Origin of the sequence: Vibrio sp. 10N.261.54.A5 (assembly GCF_041471145.1) — a bacterium.
GTDB lineage: Bacteria > Pseudomonadota > Gammaproteobacteria > Enterobacterales > Vibrionaceae > Vibrio > Vibrio crassostreae_C.
On record NZ_JBFRNU010000043.1, the window covers coordinates 17,338 to 32,659 of the forward strand.

12 protein-coding genes and 1 pseudogene are annotated in these 15,322 nt (G+C 44.4%); 7 read left to right on the top strand and 6 right to left on the bottom strand.

All coding sequences use genetic code 11. The annotated features are described in order from the left end of the window. The first annotated feature begins 36 nt into the window (after positions 1–36). The 3 genes from zwf to gnd are packed head-to-tail and all read left to right on the top strand — an operon-like array spanning position 37 to position 3,747. Positions 37–1,539: a glucose-6-phosphate dehydrogenase gene (zwf, locus tag AB4329_RS13300; RefSeq protein WP_372138526.1), complete on the top strand. Its 1,503-nt coding sequence runs from the start codon at positions 37–39 to the stop codon at positions 1,537–1,539. Beyond that, positions 1,536–2,270, top strand: coding sequence for a 6-phosphogluconolactonase (gene pgl, locus AB4329_RS13305; RefSeq protein ID WP_017066266.1), 735 nt, complete (start codon positions 1,536–1,538; stop codon positions 2,268–2,270). The genes zwf and pgl overlap by 4 nt, the downstream gene beginning before the upstream one ends. A gap of 28 nt (positions 2,271–2,298) precedes the next feature. After that, positions 2,299–3,747 (top strand): decarboxylating NADP(+)-dependent phosphogluconate dehydrogenase, encoded by a 1,449-nt coding sequence (gene gnd, locus AB4329_RS13310; RefSeq protein WP_017059712.1) that lies wholly within the window; start codon positions 2,299–2,301, stop codon positions 3,745–3,747. 132 nt (positions 3,748–3,879) lie between these two features. On the opposite strand, the pseudogene AB4329_RS13315 reads toward gnd, so the two are convergent. Then, positions 3,880–4,086, bottom strand: a pseudogene (locus tag AB4329_RS13315) (metal-dependent phosphohydrolase); the annotation flags it as partial. 239 nt (positions 4,087–4,325) lie between these two features. On the opposite strand from AB4329_RS13315, the gene AB4329_RS13320 reads away from it, so the two are divergent. Beyond that, complete coding sequence (locus AB4329_RS13320) at positions 4,326–4,739, top strand: VF530 family DNA-binding protein (protein ID WP_010438513.1); 414 nt, start codon at positions 4,326–4,328, stop codon at positions 4,737–4,739. Positions 4,740–4,841: 102 nt separating this feature from the next. Here the strand turns inward: AB4329_RS13320 and AB4329_RS13325 are convergent, their stop codons facing one another. The 5 genes from AB4329_RS13325 to AB4329_RS13345 all read right to left on the bottom strand — a co-directional run bounded on the left by AB4329_RS13325 (position 4,842) and on the right by AB4329_RS13345 (position 9,487). Then, positions 4,842–5,033 carry a hypothetical protein gene (locus AB4329_RS13325; RefSeq protein WP_017066914.1) on the bottom strand — a complete coding sequence of 64 codons (192 nt, stop codon included), beginning with the start codon at positions 5,031–5,033 and terminating at the stop codon, positions 4,842–4,844. Positions 5,034–5,288: 255 nt separating this feature from the next. Further along, positions 5,289–6,047: a sulfite exporter TauE/SafE family protein gene (locus AB4329_RS13330; protein WP_372138506.1), complete on the bottom strand. Its 759-nt coding sequence runs from the start codon at positions 6,045–6,047 to the stop codon at positions 5,289–5,291. Between the two features lie 192 nt (positions 6,048–6,239). Beyond that, on the bottom strand, positions 6,240–7,760 hold the full coding sequence (locus tag AB4329_RS13335; RefSeq protein ID WP_372138507.1) for a tripartite tricarboxylate transporter permease: 1,521 nt from the start codon (positions 7,758–7,760) through the stop codon (positions 6,240–6,242). A gap of 10 nt (positions 7,761–7,770) precedes the next feature. Next, on the bottom strand, positions 7,771–8,271 hold the full coding sequence (locus AB4329_RS13340) for a tripartite tricarboxylate transporter TctB family protein (RefSeq protein ID WP_004733594.1): 501 nt from the start codon (positions 8,269–8,271) through the stop codon (positions 7,771–7,773). Between the two features lie 244 nt (positions 8,272–8,515). Further along, positions 8,516–9,487 (bottom strand): tripartite tricarboxylate transporter substrate binding protein, encoded by a 972-nt coding sequence (locus AB4329_RS13345; RefSeq protein WP_017062289.1) that lies wholly within the window; start codon positions 9,485–9,487, stop codon positions 8,516–8,518. A gap of 499 nt (positions 9,488–9,986) precedes the next feature. Here AB4329_RS13345 and AB4329_RS13350 point away from each other — a divergent pair, with 499 nt between their 5' ends. The 3 genes from AB4329_RS13350 (at position 9,987) to prpB (ending at position 15,268) form a co-directional block, all read left to right on the top strand. Beyond that, the gene (locus AB4329_RS13350) at positions 9,987–13,160 is read left to right on the top strand and encodes an HD domain-containing phosphohydrolase (RefSeq protein ID WP_372138508.1); all 3,174 of its coding nucleotides are present in this window, start codon (positions 9,987–9,989) and stop codon (positions 13,158–13,160) included. Positions 13,161–13,551: 391 nt separating this feature from the next. Then, a complete protein-coding gene (locus AB4329_RS13355; RefSeq protein WP_017071741.1) occupies positions 13,552–14,271 on the top strand; it encodes a GntR family transcriptional regulator in 720 nt (239 codons plus the stop codon). 100 nt (positions 14,272–14,371) lie between these two features. After that, positions 14,372–15,268: a methylisocitrate lyase gene (gene prpB / locus AB4329_RS13360; protein ID WP_065682186.1), complete on the top strand. Its 897-nt coding sequence runs from the start codon at positions 14,372–14,374 to the stop codon at positions 15,266–15,268. The last annotated feature ends 54 nt before the right edge of the window (positions 15,269–15,322 follow it).

The window sequence follows — 15,322 nt, forward strand, 5'->3', positions numbered from 1 at the left end:
GCGAATACTAAAAACCTTGTTTTTATAGGAAAGATGATGGTAATACCTGAAAACAGCAGCATCGTTATTTTTGGTGCGTCGGGAGATCTAACTTACCGCAAGTTAATTCCTGCTCTATACCACCTGTATGCTAGCAATCAACTACCAGAATCCTTTGCGATTCTTGGAGTGAGCCGTACTGAGTACAGCGATGAGTCTTACCGTGAGAAGCTGAAGAAGTCTCTTCAGGAAATGGAAAAAACTGAACCAGAGACGCTGAATGCATTTATTGAACATCTGCATTACCAAGCGATCAATACTTCAGATGTAGACGACTATGCTCGTTTAGCACAACGTCTAGACAAGCTTGAGCAAGACTACCAATTCGAAAACCATAACACATTGTTCTACTTGGCAACCCCGCCAAGCCTATACGGTGTGATTCCAGCAAACCTTGCTGCGCATGGCCTTAACGATGAATCGAACGGCTGGCGTCGTCTGATCATCGAAAAACCATTTGGTTACGACTTAGCATCAGCTCAAGCGTTGGATGAAGAGATCCATCATCACTTCCAAGAACACCAGATCTACCGTATCGACCATTACCTTGGTAAAGAGACGGTTCAAAACCTTCTAGTGCTTCGTTTCTCAAACGCGATGTTTGAACCACTGTGGAACCGTAACTTCATTGAATACGTTGAAATCACAGGTGCTGAGTTCCTTGGCGTTGAAGAGCGTGGCGGATACTACGACGGTTCTGGCGCAGTTCGCGACATGTTCCAAAACCACCTGCTGCAAGTGCTAGCGATGGTAGGTATGGAGCCGCCTGCACAAATTAACGCTGATTCTATTCGTGATGAAGTGGTTAAAGTGCTTCAGTGTCTGAAACCATTAGAAGAAGATGCTCTGCGTAAAGACTTAGTATTAGGTCAGTACACAGCATCAGATGTTCGTGGTCAGCACCTACTAGGTTACCGTGAAGAGCATGGTGTAGCGGATGATTCTCGTACCGAGACTTACATCGGCTTGAAAGCTCACATCAATAACTGGCGTTGGAATGGTGTTCCTTTCTACGTACGTACAGGTAAACGCTTACCAACACGTGTGACTGAAATCGTGATTCACTTTAAGAACACGCCACACCCAGTATTTGGTCAAGATGCACCAGAGAACAAGCTAATTATCCGCATCCAACCGGATGAAGGTATTCAGATGAGCTTTGGTTTGAAAGAGCCAGGCGCAGGCTTCAAAGCAAAAGAAGTGAAAATGAACTTCTCTTACTCTGACTTGCCTGAAACTCAGATGCTGACGGCTTATGAGCGTCTTCTTCTTGATGCACTGAACGGTGATGCGACTCTGTTTGCACGTACCGATGCGGTAGAAGCATGTTGGAAGTACGTTCAACCAATCTTAGACTTCAAGCAAGATCCTCAAGCACTGTTTGGCTATGCTTGTGGTACTTGGGGCCCACAGGAAGCAGATGAACTTCTGCAACGTGATGGCCGCGCATGGCGTTTCCCATGCAAAAACTTAACAGACACGGATTACTGCGAACTATGATCAATCACAAGATCTTTGCAACGCCTGAACTGGTTGTTGAAAACCTAGCAAATGAAATGAAAGCATACAGCGAGCAGGGCAAACCTGTTCACATTTCACTGTCTGGTGGCAGCACGCCAAAAATGCTTTTCAAACTTTTAGCACAGGCGCCATACGCGGAAGGTATTCAATGGAATAACCTTCACTTCTGGTGGGGCGACGAACGTTGCGTTGTACCAGACGACGCTGAAAGCAATTTCGGTGAAGCAAACGCGCTCTTATTTTCAAAACTAAAAGAGTTTACTCAAGTAAACCTTCCTGCTGAAAACATCCACCGCATCCGTGGTGAAGATGAACCAAAAGCAGAAGCAGAGCGTTTCGCAAAAGAGATGGCAGACGTAATCCCAACAGAAAACGGCACGCCTGTATTCGATTGGATTCTGCTTGGTGTTGGCGCAGACGGCCACACAGCTTCACTATTCCCAGGTGCAACCAACTACCAAGATGAGAACCTATCTGTATTAGCTTCTCACCCTGAGTCTGGTCAAATCCGTGTTTCTAAAACAGCGAAAGTTTTAGAAGCAGCAAAACGAATCAGCTACCTAGTACTGGGTGCAGGTAAAGTTGAGATCGTTAAAGAAATTCATACAACTCCTGCTTCAGAACTGCCTTACCCGGCAGCGAAAATCCAGTCTAAAACTGGCGAAACAGAGTGGTTCCTAGATTCAAATGCAGCAAGTGCTATCGCATAAGTGCGAATAGCCGCAAGGAGATAAAATAATGAAAGGTGATATCGGTGTAATTGGCCTAGCAGTAATGGGTCAGAACCTTATCCTAAACATGAACGACCACGGCTTCAAAGTTGTGGCTCATAACCGTACTGCTGCTAAAGTAGACGAGTTCCTAGAAGGCCCAGCTAAAGGTACTAACATTGTTGGTGCTTACTCTCTAGAAGAGCTAGTTGAGAAGCTAGAAGCGCCACGTAAAGTGATGCTTATGGTTCGTGCTGGTGACGTTGTAGACACGTTCATCGAAAACCTAATCCCACTTCTAGACGAAGGCGACATCATCATTGATGGTGGTAACACTAACTACCCAGACACTAACCGTCGTGTAGCGCATTGTCGTGAGAAAGGCATCCACTTCATCGGTACTGGTGTATCTGGTGGTGAAGAAGGTGCTCGTTTCGGTCCTTCAATCATGCCAGGTGGTGCGGCTGAAGCTTGGGAAGCGGTTAAGCCAATCTTCCAAGGTATCTCGGCAAAAACTGACGCTGGTGAGCCTTGCTGTGACTGGGTTGGTAACGACGGTGCTGGTCACTTCGTTAAGATGGTACACAACGGCATCGAATACGGTGACATGCAGCTTATCACTGAAGCATACCAGTTCATGAAAGATGGCCTAGGTATGTCTGCTGACGAGATGCAAGCAGTATTCGCTGACTGGAACAAGACTGAGCTAGACAGCTACCTAGTTGAAATCACTGCTGACATCCTTGGCTATAAAGATGAAGACGGTGAAGCGCTAGTTGAGAAGATCCTAGACACTGCAGGCCAAAAAGGTACGGGTAAGTGGACTGGTATCAACGCACTAGACCTAGGTATCCCACTAACACTGATCTCTGAGTCTGTATTCTCTCGTTGCCTGTCTGCTCTTAAAGACCAACGTGTTGAAGCTGAAGCTTTGTTTGAGAAGACAATCACTCCAGTTGAAGGCGACAAGCAAGAGTGGGTTGATGCACTACGTCAAGCTCTACTGGCTTCTAAGATCATCTCTTACGCTCAAGGTTTCATGCTAATGCGTGAAGCGTCGAACGAAAACGGCTGGGACCTAAACTACGGTAACGTAGCACTAATGTGGCGTGGTGGTTGTATCATCCGTTCTGCATTCCTAGGCAACATACGTGATGCGTACGAAGCAAACCCAGACATCGCGTTCCTAGGTTCTGACGAGTACTTCAAAAACATCCTACAAGGCAGCCTAGTGGCATGGCGTAAAGTAGCAGCGAAATCTCTAGAGTCTGGTATCCCAATGCCATGTACGATTTCTGCGCTATCTTTCCTAGACGGTTACACAACTGCACGTCTACCAGCGAACCTGCTTCAAGCTCAACGTGACTACTTCGGTGCTCACACTTACGAGCGTACTGACCGTCCACGTGGTGAATTCTTCCACACAAACTGGACTGGTACAGGCGGCGATACTGCTTCTACAACTTACGACGTATAATCGTTAGTTAGAATCAGTTAAGAACCTTGTTGTTCTTATTAGCTGTAAACTAGAAAACAAAAGGATGCCAACTGGCATCCTTTTTTGTTGGTTCTGCAAGAGAGTCACAGACAGCAAATTTAATACAACCCGTTAAGCGAGTGCAGCTTGTGGACTTTGCATATCACTGTATTGCTCTCGTATCGACATGAAGTAATCAAGGTTTTGCTTCAGCGCAGAGACGCACTCTGGATCAAACATCAACCCTGTATGCGCTTCAATGTAGTCCATTACCTTAGATGCTGACCATGCGTGTTTATAAGCTCGTTTACTCAGTAAAGCATCGAATACGTCTGCCAGTTAATAGCGTATGCGCTATTGCTTAACTAAAGTGCTGTTAATGATGATCTGGACGTTAAATAACCATTTTAAAATTAAATGAAAAGATAAATAGGATAACGCACATGCTTTATGCCATCATAAAGACATAAACAAGGGCAATGGAAATAATGCCCAAATGATTGAGCTAGAAGCGGTCAGTGATGACGGTGTTCTAGAGTAAATTCAAGGCCTTTAGTTGCCTTGAAAAAGGTAATGTTATGACTGAAGAAGAAAGAATCGAACTGCAACAAAATAACCCGCTACACGGCTTAAAGCTTGAAACCATGATCACTGAATTAGTGGATCATTATGGTTGGGAAATTTTAGATGCGGCAATGCGTATGAACTGCTTTAACACTAAGCCTACAGTGGCAAGCGCAGTTAAATACCTGAAGAAAACCGAATGGGCTCGTGAGAAGGTTGAAAACTTCTACCTTTACCGTTTCAAGCGCATGCCTAAAGCATCGGACATCGAATACCAGATGCCTCCGCGTTCACGTACATTCCGCCATGGGCTAGAGCCTCGTGAGCCGATGGAACTAACGGTTGAGTCTATCCATGCCTCTCAAGCTAAAGCTGCGTCTGCATTTAAAGAGCGCCGTGGCGGTAACGGTCGTAACTTCCGTCGTTAATAAGAAGGCGTCGACGATTAGTACGCCTAATTAGATAAGCGAAAAACACAAAAGGAGCCTATGAGCTCCTTTTTTAATTCGTTCGATTTAAACCGTAAATGGCTAAGCTTCGCGGTTCTTTCTTTGATTCTTCCAAAGATCGGTGACATAAACGATTGCACTGATAAGTAAGAATAGCGCTGACACAGAAAACAGAGCGGGCATTTTTAGGATCCACGCGAATGTGGCAGCAAGAAAAGCGACAAAGCAAATGAGTCGACTTGATGACATGACATGACCGAGTTTAATGTTCATAACGCCTCCTAATGAAGTCTCACTTTCGACAGGAGAAGTATCCCACCCTTGGAAAAATAAAGGCTAAAAAACAGTCTAAATTGTTATCAAATTTACTAATTAAAGGACTCGTATCACACATATCGACACGGTTATTTTATAAGTAATAAAATAGCGAGATAGGTAATGCGAGAGTCAGCTTTCCCGCTGTGTTTTCCAGTTAGAATTAGATTCAGTTTCGGGTTTAATTAGTGTCAAACCGACTTAGCATAAAACCTAGTTATTATAGAAAAAGTAAGCGGTGATCAAAAAGCTCGCGATGATCACTGTGGTTCGAACATAGTGTTGAGGGATGCGGCGAGAGATTTTTGCTGAATAATAACCACCAACCAATGTACCCAATAATACAGCCATGCCAGACGGCCAATCAATTGAACCATTGACGATAAAAAATACGATCGCTGCGAGGGAAGCACACGCGGACACGAGCAGTTTGATGCCATTCATCACGTTGATGTTGGTGTAACCAGCCAGCGCCAAGTAGCTCAATGTCACAATGCCTAAGCCTGCATTAAAATAACCACCATAAACACACACGATCAAAAGCAATACAGCGGAAAAGAACGCCCCTGCGCTGGTGGCGTGCTTATGTTTAGCGGTTACTTTCTTTAGCCATTTGTTGAGAGTGCCACCAAAGGTAAAAAGCAGAGCGGCGAACAGTAATAACCAAGGTACGGATTGGGTAAATAGCGCTTCTGGCGTGTGTAGTAGTAAAAATGCACCAATGCCGCCGCCAATTACGCATAGCCCAACAACGAGCTTGAGTTGTTTGGTACCAGATTGAATTTCGTGGCGCAGTGCGTAAGCACCACTGATGTAACCAGCGCATGAAGCAAAGGTGTTGGTCGCGTTGGCTGCTATTGGTGGAACGCCAGCAAATAACAAAGCAGGGAAAGTGATGAAGCTGCCGCCACCCGCAATGGAGTTAAGCACACCGCCAACCACCCCTGATAAGAATAGAATCAACCAATCCATAGTTTTAGAATCCAATACGTTAACTAACTGGTTACCTTACTTGAATTTGTTATGAATATCAGCGCCATGTGTGTTGTAAAGATAGGTTTGTGAGTTTGCTACCATCTTTAACCGCTGGTTTTAATTGAGGCTTTAAATGAAAAAAGGAGCCAATGGCTCCTTTCGTTGAGGTTTAGTTGATTCGATAAAGCTTTACACTTCTACTGGCTTCGCTCTAAAACTCTTAAATAGTTTCACTAGAATCGGGCTAGACAGCACCAATACCGCCAGAATAGTGAAGGTCATCGTAATAGGGCGTTCCCATAAGAAGTTCAACTCACCATCGCTGATCATCAATGCTCGTCTTAAGTTCTCTTCCATCAAGCCGCCCAATATGAAGCCTAACAGTAATGGTGCCAATGGGAAGTTGGCTAGCCTTAATGCTATCGCAGCCATCGCTACCAGTAGCATCACAAATACGTCCATCGTGTTGAATGACACCAAGTACACGCCAGTGATTGAGAAGAAGATAATCATTGGCAGTAGAACCGTTCTAGGTACCGCTAGCAGTTTAGAAATATAAGGGATTAAAGGCAGGTTCAAGATAACCAGTACGATGTTGCCAAAGTACATAGAGATGATCACTGACCAAAATACATCTGGGTGTTCAACGAACAAGCGAGGACCAGGCTGAATACCGTAGGCAATCAATGCACCAAGCATAATCGCAGTTGTACCAGAGCCCGGAATACCCAGCGTTAGTAGCGGAACGAATGAACCACTTGAAGCGGCGTTGTTTGCTGATTCAGGAGCAACAAGACCACGGATACTGCCTTTACCGAACTCTTTCTGCTTGTCTTTTGGCGCGAGGCTACGCTCCATACCGTAACTTAGGAATGCCGCAATAGTGGCACCTGCGCCCGGTAGAACACCGGTAAAGAAACCGAGAATAGAAGATCGAATTGAAACTGGTGCCACTTCTTTGAACTCTTTTTTGGTGACCTTCATGCTACCAATATCCGACATCTTTTGGCTTTCTTCCGCGCTGGTGTCTTGCTCTGGTTTTAGAATACCCATCAAGGTTTCACCCAGTGCGAATGTTGCCATCGCTAATAATAGGAAGCTAAAGCCATCCATCAGATCCGTAAGGCCAAAAGTGAACCGTTCAACGCCAACACCTTTGTCGATACCTACAGTTGATAGCATCAAACCAAGAATAGTCATCATCCACGCTTTGATTACCTGACCTGGGCCTGCAAACGCCGCTACAGCGGACAAACCTAATAGCATCAACGCAAAGTAGTCTGAAGACTGGAAGCTCAGTGACACGCTTGCTAGAGCCGGTGCGGCAATCAAAAGCATGATTGCTGAAAGCGTACCGCCTGTGAAAGAAGAGTAAGCCGCGAGAGCAAGTGCTTTACCTGCTTGGCCTTTTTGAGCCATCGGGTAGCCGTCAAACGCGGTTACTACCGTTGAAGAACAACCCGGAGCATTGATTAAGATGGATGACGTCGAGCCACCAAATACAGCGCCGTAGTACACACCAGCCATCAAGATTAGGCCAGAAGAAGGATCTAGGCCGTATGTAATCGGGATCATCAACGCGATTGCTGAAATTGGACCGAGTCCCGGTAGCATTCCAATAAAGGTACCAACAAAACAGCCAACAATTACCATCATGATGTTCATTGGCATCACGGCGGTAGAAAGTCCTTGTAAAATTCCGTCTAACATAATGTTATCCCTACCAAAGAGTGAAGATTAAACCAGGCTCTAGGTAGATATCTAAGCCTTGAGTTAATAAAAGAAAGAACGCGATAACGAAAGGAAACGACGCGCCAAATAAGACAGCTTTGCGGCGCTCACCCAGTAGGTAAAAGCCTGCAAGTAAGAAGAAGCTGGTTGCTAAAACAAAGCCAAGATAAGTCAGTCCAACACCGTACAGAGCCATTAACACCAAGAAGCCAATAAGCAGTTTCCAGTTCAGCGGCGTAGTGTCGCATGTAACTTTTTTATCCGGCTGTCCGGTTATAAGCAGGATCAACGAAAGGCCAATGCCGATAAACGTTAGCAGGATAGGTAAGGTTCTTGCTGTGAAGGGTTCGTACTCGTCACCGGGGAACAAAGGAATCAGCGTGGTTTGGTAGCCATAGCATAAACATGCAAGCATAAAGAGCATGGCTCCGATGCGATCCTTCGAAAGCAAAGATTCCTTACTCAGAAATTTGGTTGGTAAGTCCGACATATCCAACTCCATTTGGGGTGGTATAAAAAGTAAAAAAGCCGTACATGAGCGAGTCAATGAAATGTCTGGGATCACTAACCAAAGGTAAGCGAATTACGGTACTGGTTTATCAGCCACTTGCGTTTACAACGAATCGGCAAGCGTTAGTAATACGTCTACGAATAAACAAAGGAGTTTGAAGTTAACTCATGCACGGCGAAACAGGAAAGAGTAAGAGGGCACATAAGCCCTCTATGGTTGTTGGTTACTTCAAGAAACCAAGCTCACGCATTAGATCGCCCATCTGTTTTTCTTGGTCTTCTAGGAAGGCGTAAAAATCTTTGTCAGCTTTGTAGTTGTCGATCCAACCGTTACGGTCACGAACCACTTGCCACTCATCGGTTTTGTACATTTTGCCAAGCGCTACATTCCACTCGTCGATTTTTGCTTGGCTTGTACCCGGTGCCGCAAAGAAACCACGCCAGTTAGCAAATACTGTCTCGTTGCCGTATTCAGTCAGTGTTGGGATGTTAGGCGCAGCGTCAAGACGCTTTGGAGCCGTCACAGCAAGCACTTTTACTTGGCCAGACTTAGACATCTCTAGTACTTCACCAAGGCCCGTTGAAAGCAGCTGTGTTTCGCCAGAAAGCAGTGCCGCCATCGCTTTACCGCCAGCATCGTAGGCAATGTAACGTACTTTCTTCGCATCAAAACCTTCGCCTTTGAACGCTGCCGCTACTACAAGGTGGTCCATGCTGCCACGAGCTGAACCGCCAGCAATCTTCACTTTACGTGGGTTGGTTTCGAACTCTTTAACGACGTCTTCCCAAGTGTCGTACTTAGAATCCGCAGGAGCGACGATTGCGCCGTAATCGGCAATGGTTGCTGCTACCGGAGTTAGGTCACGGAAAGATTGAGGGAAGATACCTGTTAGTGAACGAACAACGATAGGCGTTGAGTTCACCATTAGCGTGTCTTCTTGGCGTTGTGCTGTTTCGATTAGGTGAGCAATCGCTTTACCGCCACCGCCACCAGACAGGTTTTGGAAAGAGACATTTTCTACGATGTCTGATTTCACCAATACATCACCCGTACCACGAGCTGTCATATCCCAACCACCACCAGCGCCGCCAGGGATTAGGAAGTGGATTTTTTCTACGTCAGCAGCAAAAGTGTTGAAAGAAAAGGTTGCTGCGATGATAGAAGCCGCAAGAGTAGGTTTCAGTGCCTTGAACATGGTTCACGTTCCTTATGTAGGGGATCTCTTCAACGGAGAGAAACTTATGTTTTATTTCCAGCTACTAAACAGATGAGTAGGATATTGCTTAGCAGATGAAGCTAAAGTTAACGGTGTGTTAATGAAATGTCTGTAATGCGGCGATATTGAGAATAAAGAACATTGGATTAATATTGTTCATAAAGTTCACGGTAACGTGTTTTTGTCCATTTACTGTTGAATGATATCTGGATTCTAAAATCGTAGTTATTGTCTCAGAATGATTGAATTTATTGACAAAGTTTGGATTTAACTAGCGTTTTCTACTCGAGTGCATTGGTTGTTGGTCTATATTGTTAGATGTGACTACGATAACTATTTCTGCAAAAGAGTCAGGTGTATAGAGGTGTTAGATTTTAGATGTGGAATAATGAGTTACTATAGTTGATATGCAACTTAAGCGGTATTGATTGCGCTAGGCTGTTAACTTTGGAGTTGGCGATTATTCAAGGATGAAATAATGGCATTAAAAAAAATTTCGTTACGCTTTACCGTTGGAACAATGTTCATACTCGCGACTGTGCTAACGGCTGTGGTTGCGGTCTCTCTTCAATACTACTTCAGTAAAAAAATGGCGACGGAGAATACTCTGTCAAAGTTGACGATGGTATCTCATGACCTGAGTGATTATATCAGCGCGATTGACTCTGACGCAGCCAACACCGCGCGTTTACTTGCTACAGTGAAACGATCTATCAGTAACAAAATATCGAAAGAAGAGTCGCGTAGTATTCTTTCTGAAGCCATTAAAGATAACCCTTTCTTTTATAGTATTTACATTGGCTCATCCGATGAAAATTTCTTCCAAATTATTAACCTAGAATCTGCCCCTGTCGTTAGAGAAAAAATAGGAGCACAACAAACGGATCGTTGGGTTGTGGTTGAGATTCAAAATATAGGGCAGGAGCGAGTCCGGACAACGAAATACTTTGACCAAGAGTTTTCCCTCAGAAGCTCAACTACGGAGCAGAGCAACTACTTTCCAACGACCAGGCCTTGGTATGTTGCTGCCAATGTTCTGTCGGTCGAAAAAACTCAGCCATATCTTTTTCAGCATTTACAAATTACCGGACAAACTTATTCTTTAGCGTTTGAGTCGAAAATCGAATCTGAAATTCAACATGTGATTGGTATTGATATTGTGCTGTCTTCTTTGGCTAACAAATTATCAGGTACGGCGCTTGGATTAGCAGAAGATAGTAAGGTTGAGTCTTTCTTATATTCGAAATCGGGTAACATTATTGCGTCTAACCTCAAGGTTAATAATCAGGAATCGGAGTTTGATGTATCAACATTGATGCTATCGTCTGAGCAGCAAGCCTTGGTTAACGATACCCCTCCGCTGTTAGTGTCTAATCAAAATGATTGGGGGCCGATGGACTTTTCAGTGGCGGGAAAACCAAACGGCTATGCGATAGACCTTCTTAAAATGATTGGTGAGATGACAGGGATCAGGTTTGAATTTGTTAATGGTTTCTCTTGGGGCGAGCTTGTCAGTAAGTTTCAAGAAGGAAGTATTGATGGCCTGCAATCGGTTCAACATTATAAAAATAATGGCATAGATGGCCTATACACGACTCCAATTTATGAATTGCCATTTTCTATCGTGACAAGGGTCGGCGCGAAGGTTGTCACTAATTATGCCGAGCTTGAGGGTAAAAAAGTTGCCATTTTATCTGGGTGGTCAATTATTCCTAAGTTGAGAGAGGATTTTCCGAACATTGATTTAGTTGAATTTGAAAACCTAGAGTCTGCATTTAATTCAATTGAAAGCGAAGAGAACTTTGCTTTCTTAGAAGCAGAACCCGTACTCTCGTTTGCATTAGATAGGTTTTTCCAGCCAGGCCTTGTTGTCAATGGGACTCTAGAAGATCTAAAACAGAACTACTCAAACCAATTCCATTTGGTGCTGCAGAGCAAGCATAAACAATTGCTCCCAATCATTGATCAAGCTATCAGTAAGTTAAGTGGTGAACAACTTGATGCCTTAGCGAAAAAGTGGCTGCATGATACCGGCTTTAATACGAATACGACGGTTCCTTATACTGAACTTTATGATTTGACTAAGGAAGCAACGGTTGAAGGCAGTATGGTAAGGGTAGAGTTGAATGGCGAGATCAAACATCTCTATTTAAAGAAAATAGACACGGGCGAACACTACTCTGAGTATTTTGCGGTATTGATTCCCGAATCTGAAGTCTTCAGTACAGTCAATAAACGTCTAGCAACCTCTGTTGGTGTAACGGTGTTACTGATGAGTTTGACGTTGCCTATTGCTTGGGCTTTTGGTGCGCCGATAGTGCATCCAATTCGCCAATTAGAGGAAGAGACTCATAAGGTTAAGCTGCGTGATTATGACAACGTGACAATTCTTGATACTCGAATCAAAGAAGTGTGGGAATTATCTGTTGCTGTAAAAGATATGGCTATGGAGATTAAACGACATGAACAGATGCAAGAGGCGTTTGTTGAGTCGTTTATCAAGCTCATCGCTCAAGCGATCGATGATAAGTCCGCTTATACGGCAGGGCATTGTAATCGTGTACCAGAACTCGGCTTGATGCTGGCTGACGCGGCGGAACAATCGCAGTCTGAGCACTTCAAAGACTTTGAGTTTAAAAATGATGACGAACGCCGTGAGTTTAGAATTGCGGCTTGGCTTCATGATTGTGGCAAGATCACGACACCGGAACACATCGTCGATAAAGGTACGAAGTTAGAAGCGAACTACAACCGAATCCACGAGGTGAGAACTCGATTTGAAGTACTTTGGCGTGATGCGGAAATCACCGCTTTGAGAAAACAACTTGATGGTACGCTATCAACGCAACTGATAGCCGATGAACTTACGGCAACGAAGCAGCAGCTACAAGATGACTTTGCCTTTATCGCTACGTCGAACGTTGGTGGTGAGTTCATGAGTGATGACAAAGTCACTCGTATTCGCTCGATAGCTGAGACGACCTGGACGCGTCACTTTGATGATCAACTTGGTCTATCACCGATAGAGGCAATGAATCGAGAGCCGAGTTCAAGTTTACCAGCCACAGAACCACTTTTGAGTGATAAGCCAGAGCACATAGTGAAAAGAGATAGGCCGTTAGAATTTGACCCGAAACATCAAATTAAAATGGATGTGCCTGAGCACTTATACAACCTAGGCGAAGTCTACAATCTGAGTATTGCACGCGGTACATTGACTGCTGAAGATAGATTTAAGATAAACGAGCACATGCTTGGCACGATTAAGATGCTTGAGAACCTGCCATTCCCGAAAGAGCTAAGTCGTGTTCCTCGCTACGCTTCAACTCACCATGAAACACTTAAAGGTACAGGGTATCCAAGGAAGCTGACTGGTGATGACCTCTCAATCCCAGAACGTATTCTGGTGATCTCTGATATTTTTGAGGCATTAACCGCTGCAGATAGGCCTTATAAGAAGGCTAAGCCAATCAGTGTTGCTGTCGACATCATGTATAAAATGGCATTGGACGAGCATCTCGATATCGAACTGTTTAGATTGTTCTTAACCAGCGGCACTCACCTGCGTTATGCAGAAGAGTATCTGAAGCCGGAACAAATTGATTTCGTTGATATCAGCAAATACCTAGATGTTACTCGTCAGATTGCTTGAGTAAAGGTGGCTTGTTAGAACGGGGTCTATGAATGAAAGGCGCACATGAGTGCGCCTTTTTTATATCTGTTTATCGGTGAACAGGTAGATCGACACAAAGTGCTCTGCGTTTGTCAAGTCTGTCTATAAGTTGTCGACACATTGGTTTCGAGTGATTTCAGGGTAGGGAAGGGTTTAGCGGCTCTTTCTTTGCTTAAATCGATAAATAACAAGTGGTTGAATTGTTTTTAGTGTCCTTTTAAGTAAGTTTTTATCGCCTATAGAAAGTACTACCTTAGTCTAAATTGTCGACAATTTGCTTGATTGTCGACAATTTAATCGTGTATTTTATGTTCATGTTATGGAATTGTTGACAATTAAGGTTCAGCAATCAGAAGTGAGCAGCGTGAATATGAATACTGCGATAAAAGATCTCACCTTAAGTGCAAACACGAAAACACGTGTGAGCGACAAAGAAAACACCAAGTCGGAAAATCTGACTGAGTACCTCGTTGAGGCGATTGTTAACGGTGAATTAGCACCGGGCAGTAAGATCTCGGAGCCTGAACTGGCTAAACGCTTCGAGGTAAGTCGAGGTCCATTACGTGAAGCGATAATGCGTGTGGAAGGACTTGGCCTGATAGAACGTATTCCACATGTTGGTGCGCGAGTTATTACTTTTTCTGCAGACAAACTGCTAGAGCTTTACGCGGTGCGAGAGGCATTGGAAGGCATGGCGGCTCGCTTAGCAGCGCGACATATTACACAAGAAGAGCTTATCGGGCTTGAAGGATTATTGTCGACACACTCAAAGCACATCGATGAAGTCGAAGGTTCTTCTTACTTTCATCAACATGGGGATTTTGATTTCCATTACCGCATTATCAAAGCGAGTCGTAACAGCAAACTCATTTCGCTGCTGTGTGATGAGCTTTATCACCTATTACGCATGTATCGCTATCAATCGCCTAGGGCTCAGTCTCGACCAAAAGAGGCGCTCGATGAACACAAATACATCCTACAAGCGATTCGTAATCGTGATGAAGAGCTAGCAGAAATGCTAATGCGACGACACATCTCGGGTAGTCGATTGCTTATAGAACAACAAATTCAATCCAAAGATCTTGATTAAGCGACCATTGGAACCTGTCAGCAGATCAGTGCTGGCGATAATCAAAAGCCGTAAGTCTTAAAGATTAGCTAGAAATAAACAATTAACCGGGAGCGTCATTATGAAGTTATCAGCAGGAGCTAAGTTCCGACAAGCTGTGCAAGACAACGAGCCATTGCAGATCGTCGGTACGGTGAATCCGTATTGCGCGATGATGGCAAAGAACTTAGGGCATCAGGCGATCTATTTGTCGGGTGGAGGTATCGCCAATGCGTCTTATGGTTTGCCTGATTTAGGTATTACGACATTGAACGATGTGTTGGTGGATGTTGAACGTATTACCAACGCGTGTGATCTGCCATTGCTGGTGGATATCGATACGGGATTTGGTGGCGCATTCAATATTGCACGTACCATTCGTGCTATGGAGAAGGCAGGCGCAGCAGCAATCCATATGGAAGACCAAGTGGCCCAGAAACGCTGTGGTCATCGACCAAATAAAGCGATTGTAAGTCAGCAAGAGATGGTCGATAGAGTCAAAGCGGCAACCGATGCTAGAACCGATGACAGCTTTGTGATTATGGCGCGTACGGATGCATTGGCGGTTGAAGGCATTGATAGCGCAATTGAGCGAGCGATAGCTTGTGTTGAAGCGGGCGCAGACATGATCTTCCCTGAGGCGATGAATCAACTCGACCAATACGTGAAGTTCTCGGCAGCTTTGAAATCAGCAACGGGTAAGCATGTGCCTATTCTCGCGAACATAACTGAATTCGGGCAAACGCCACTTTACAACTGTAATGAGTTAGCGCAATCGAGTGTCGACATGGTGCTTTACCCATTGAGTGCGTTCCGTGCGATGAATAAAGCGGCTGAGAATGTTTACAAGCACTTGTTAGTTGAAGGCAATCAGGAAGCTCTGTTGGATTCAATGCAAACCCGTAAAGAGCTTTACGAACACCTTAATTACCACGACTACGAGAACAAGCTTGATCAGTTGTTTTCAAGTGAAGGGTAAACCAGTTTCAATTAATCAAAAATCAACTTAATCCAATAACGTGAAATGGTTAGT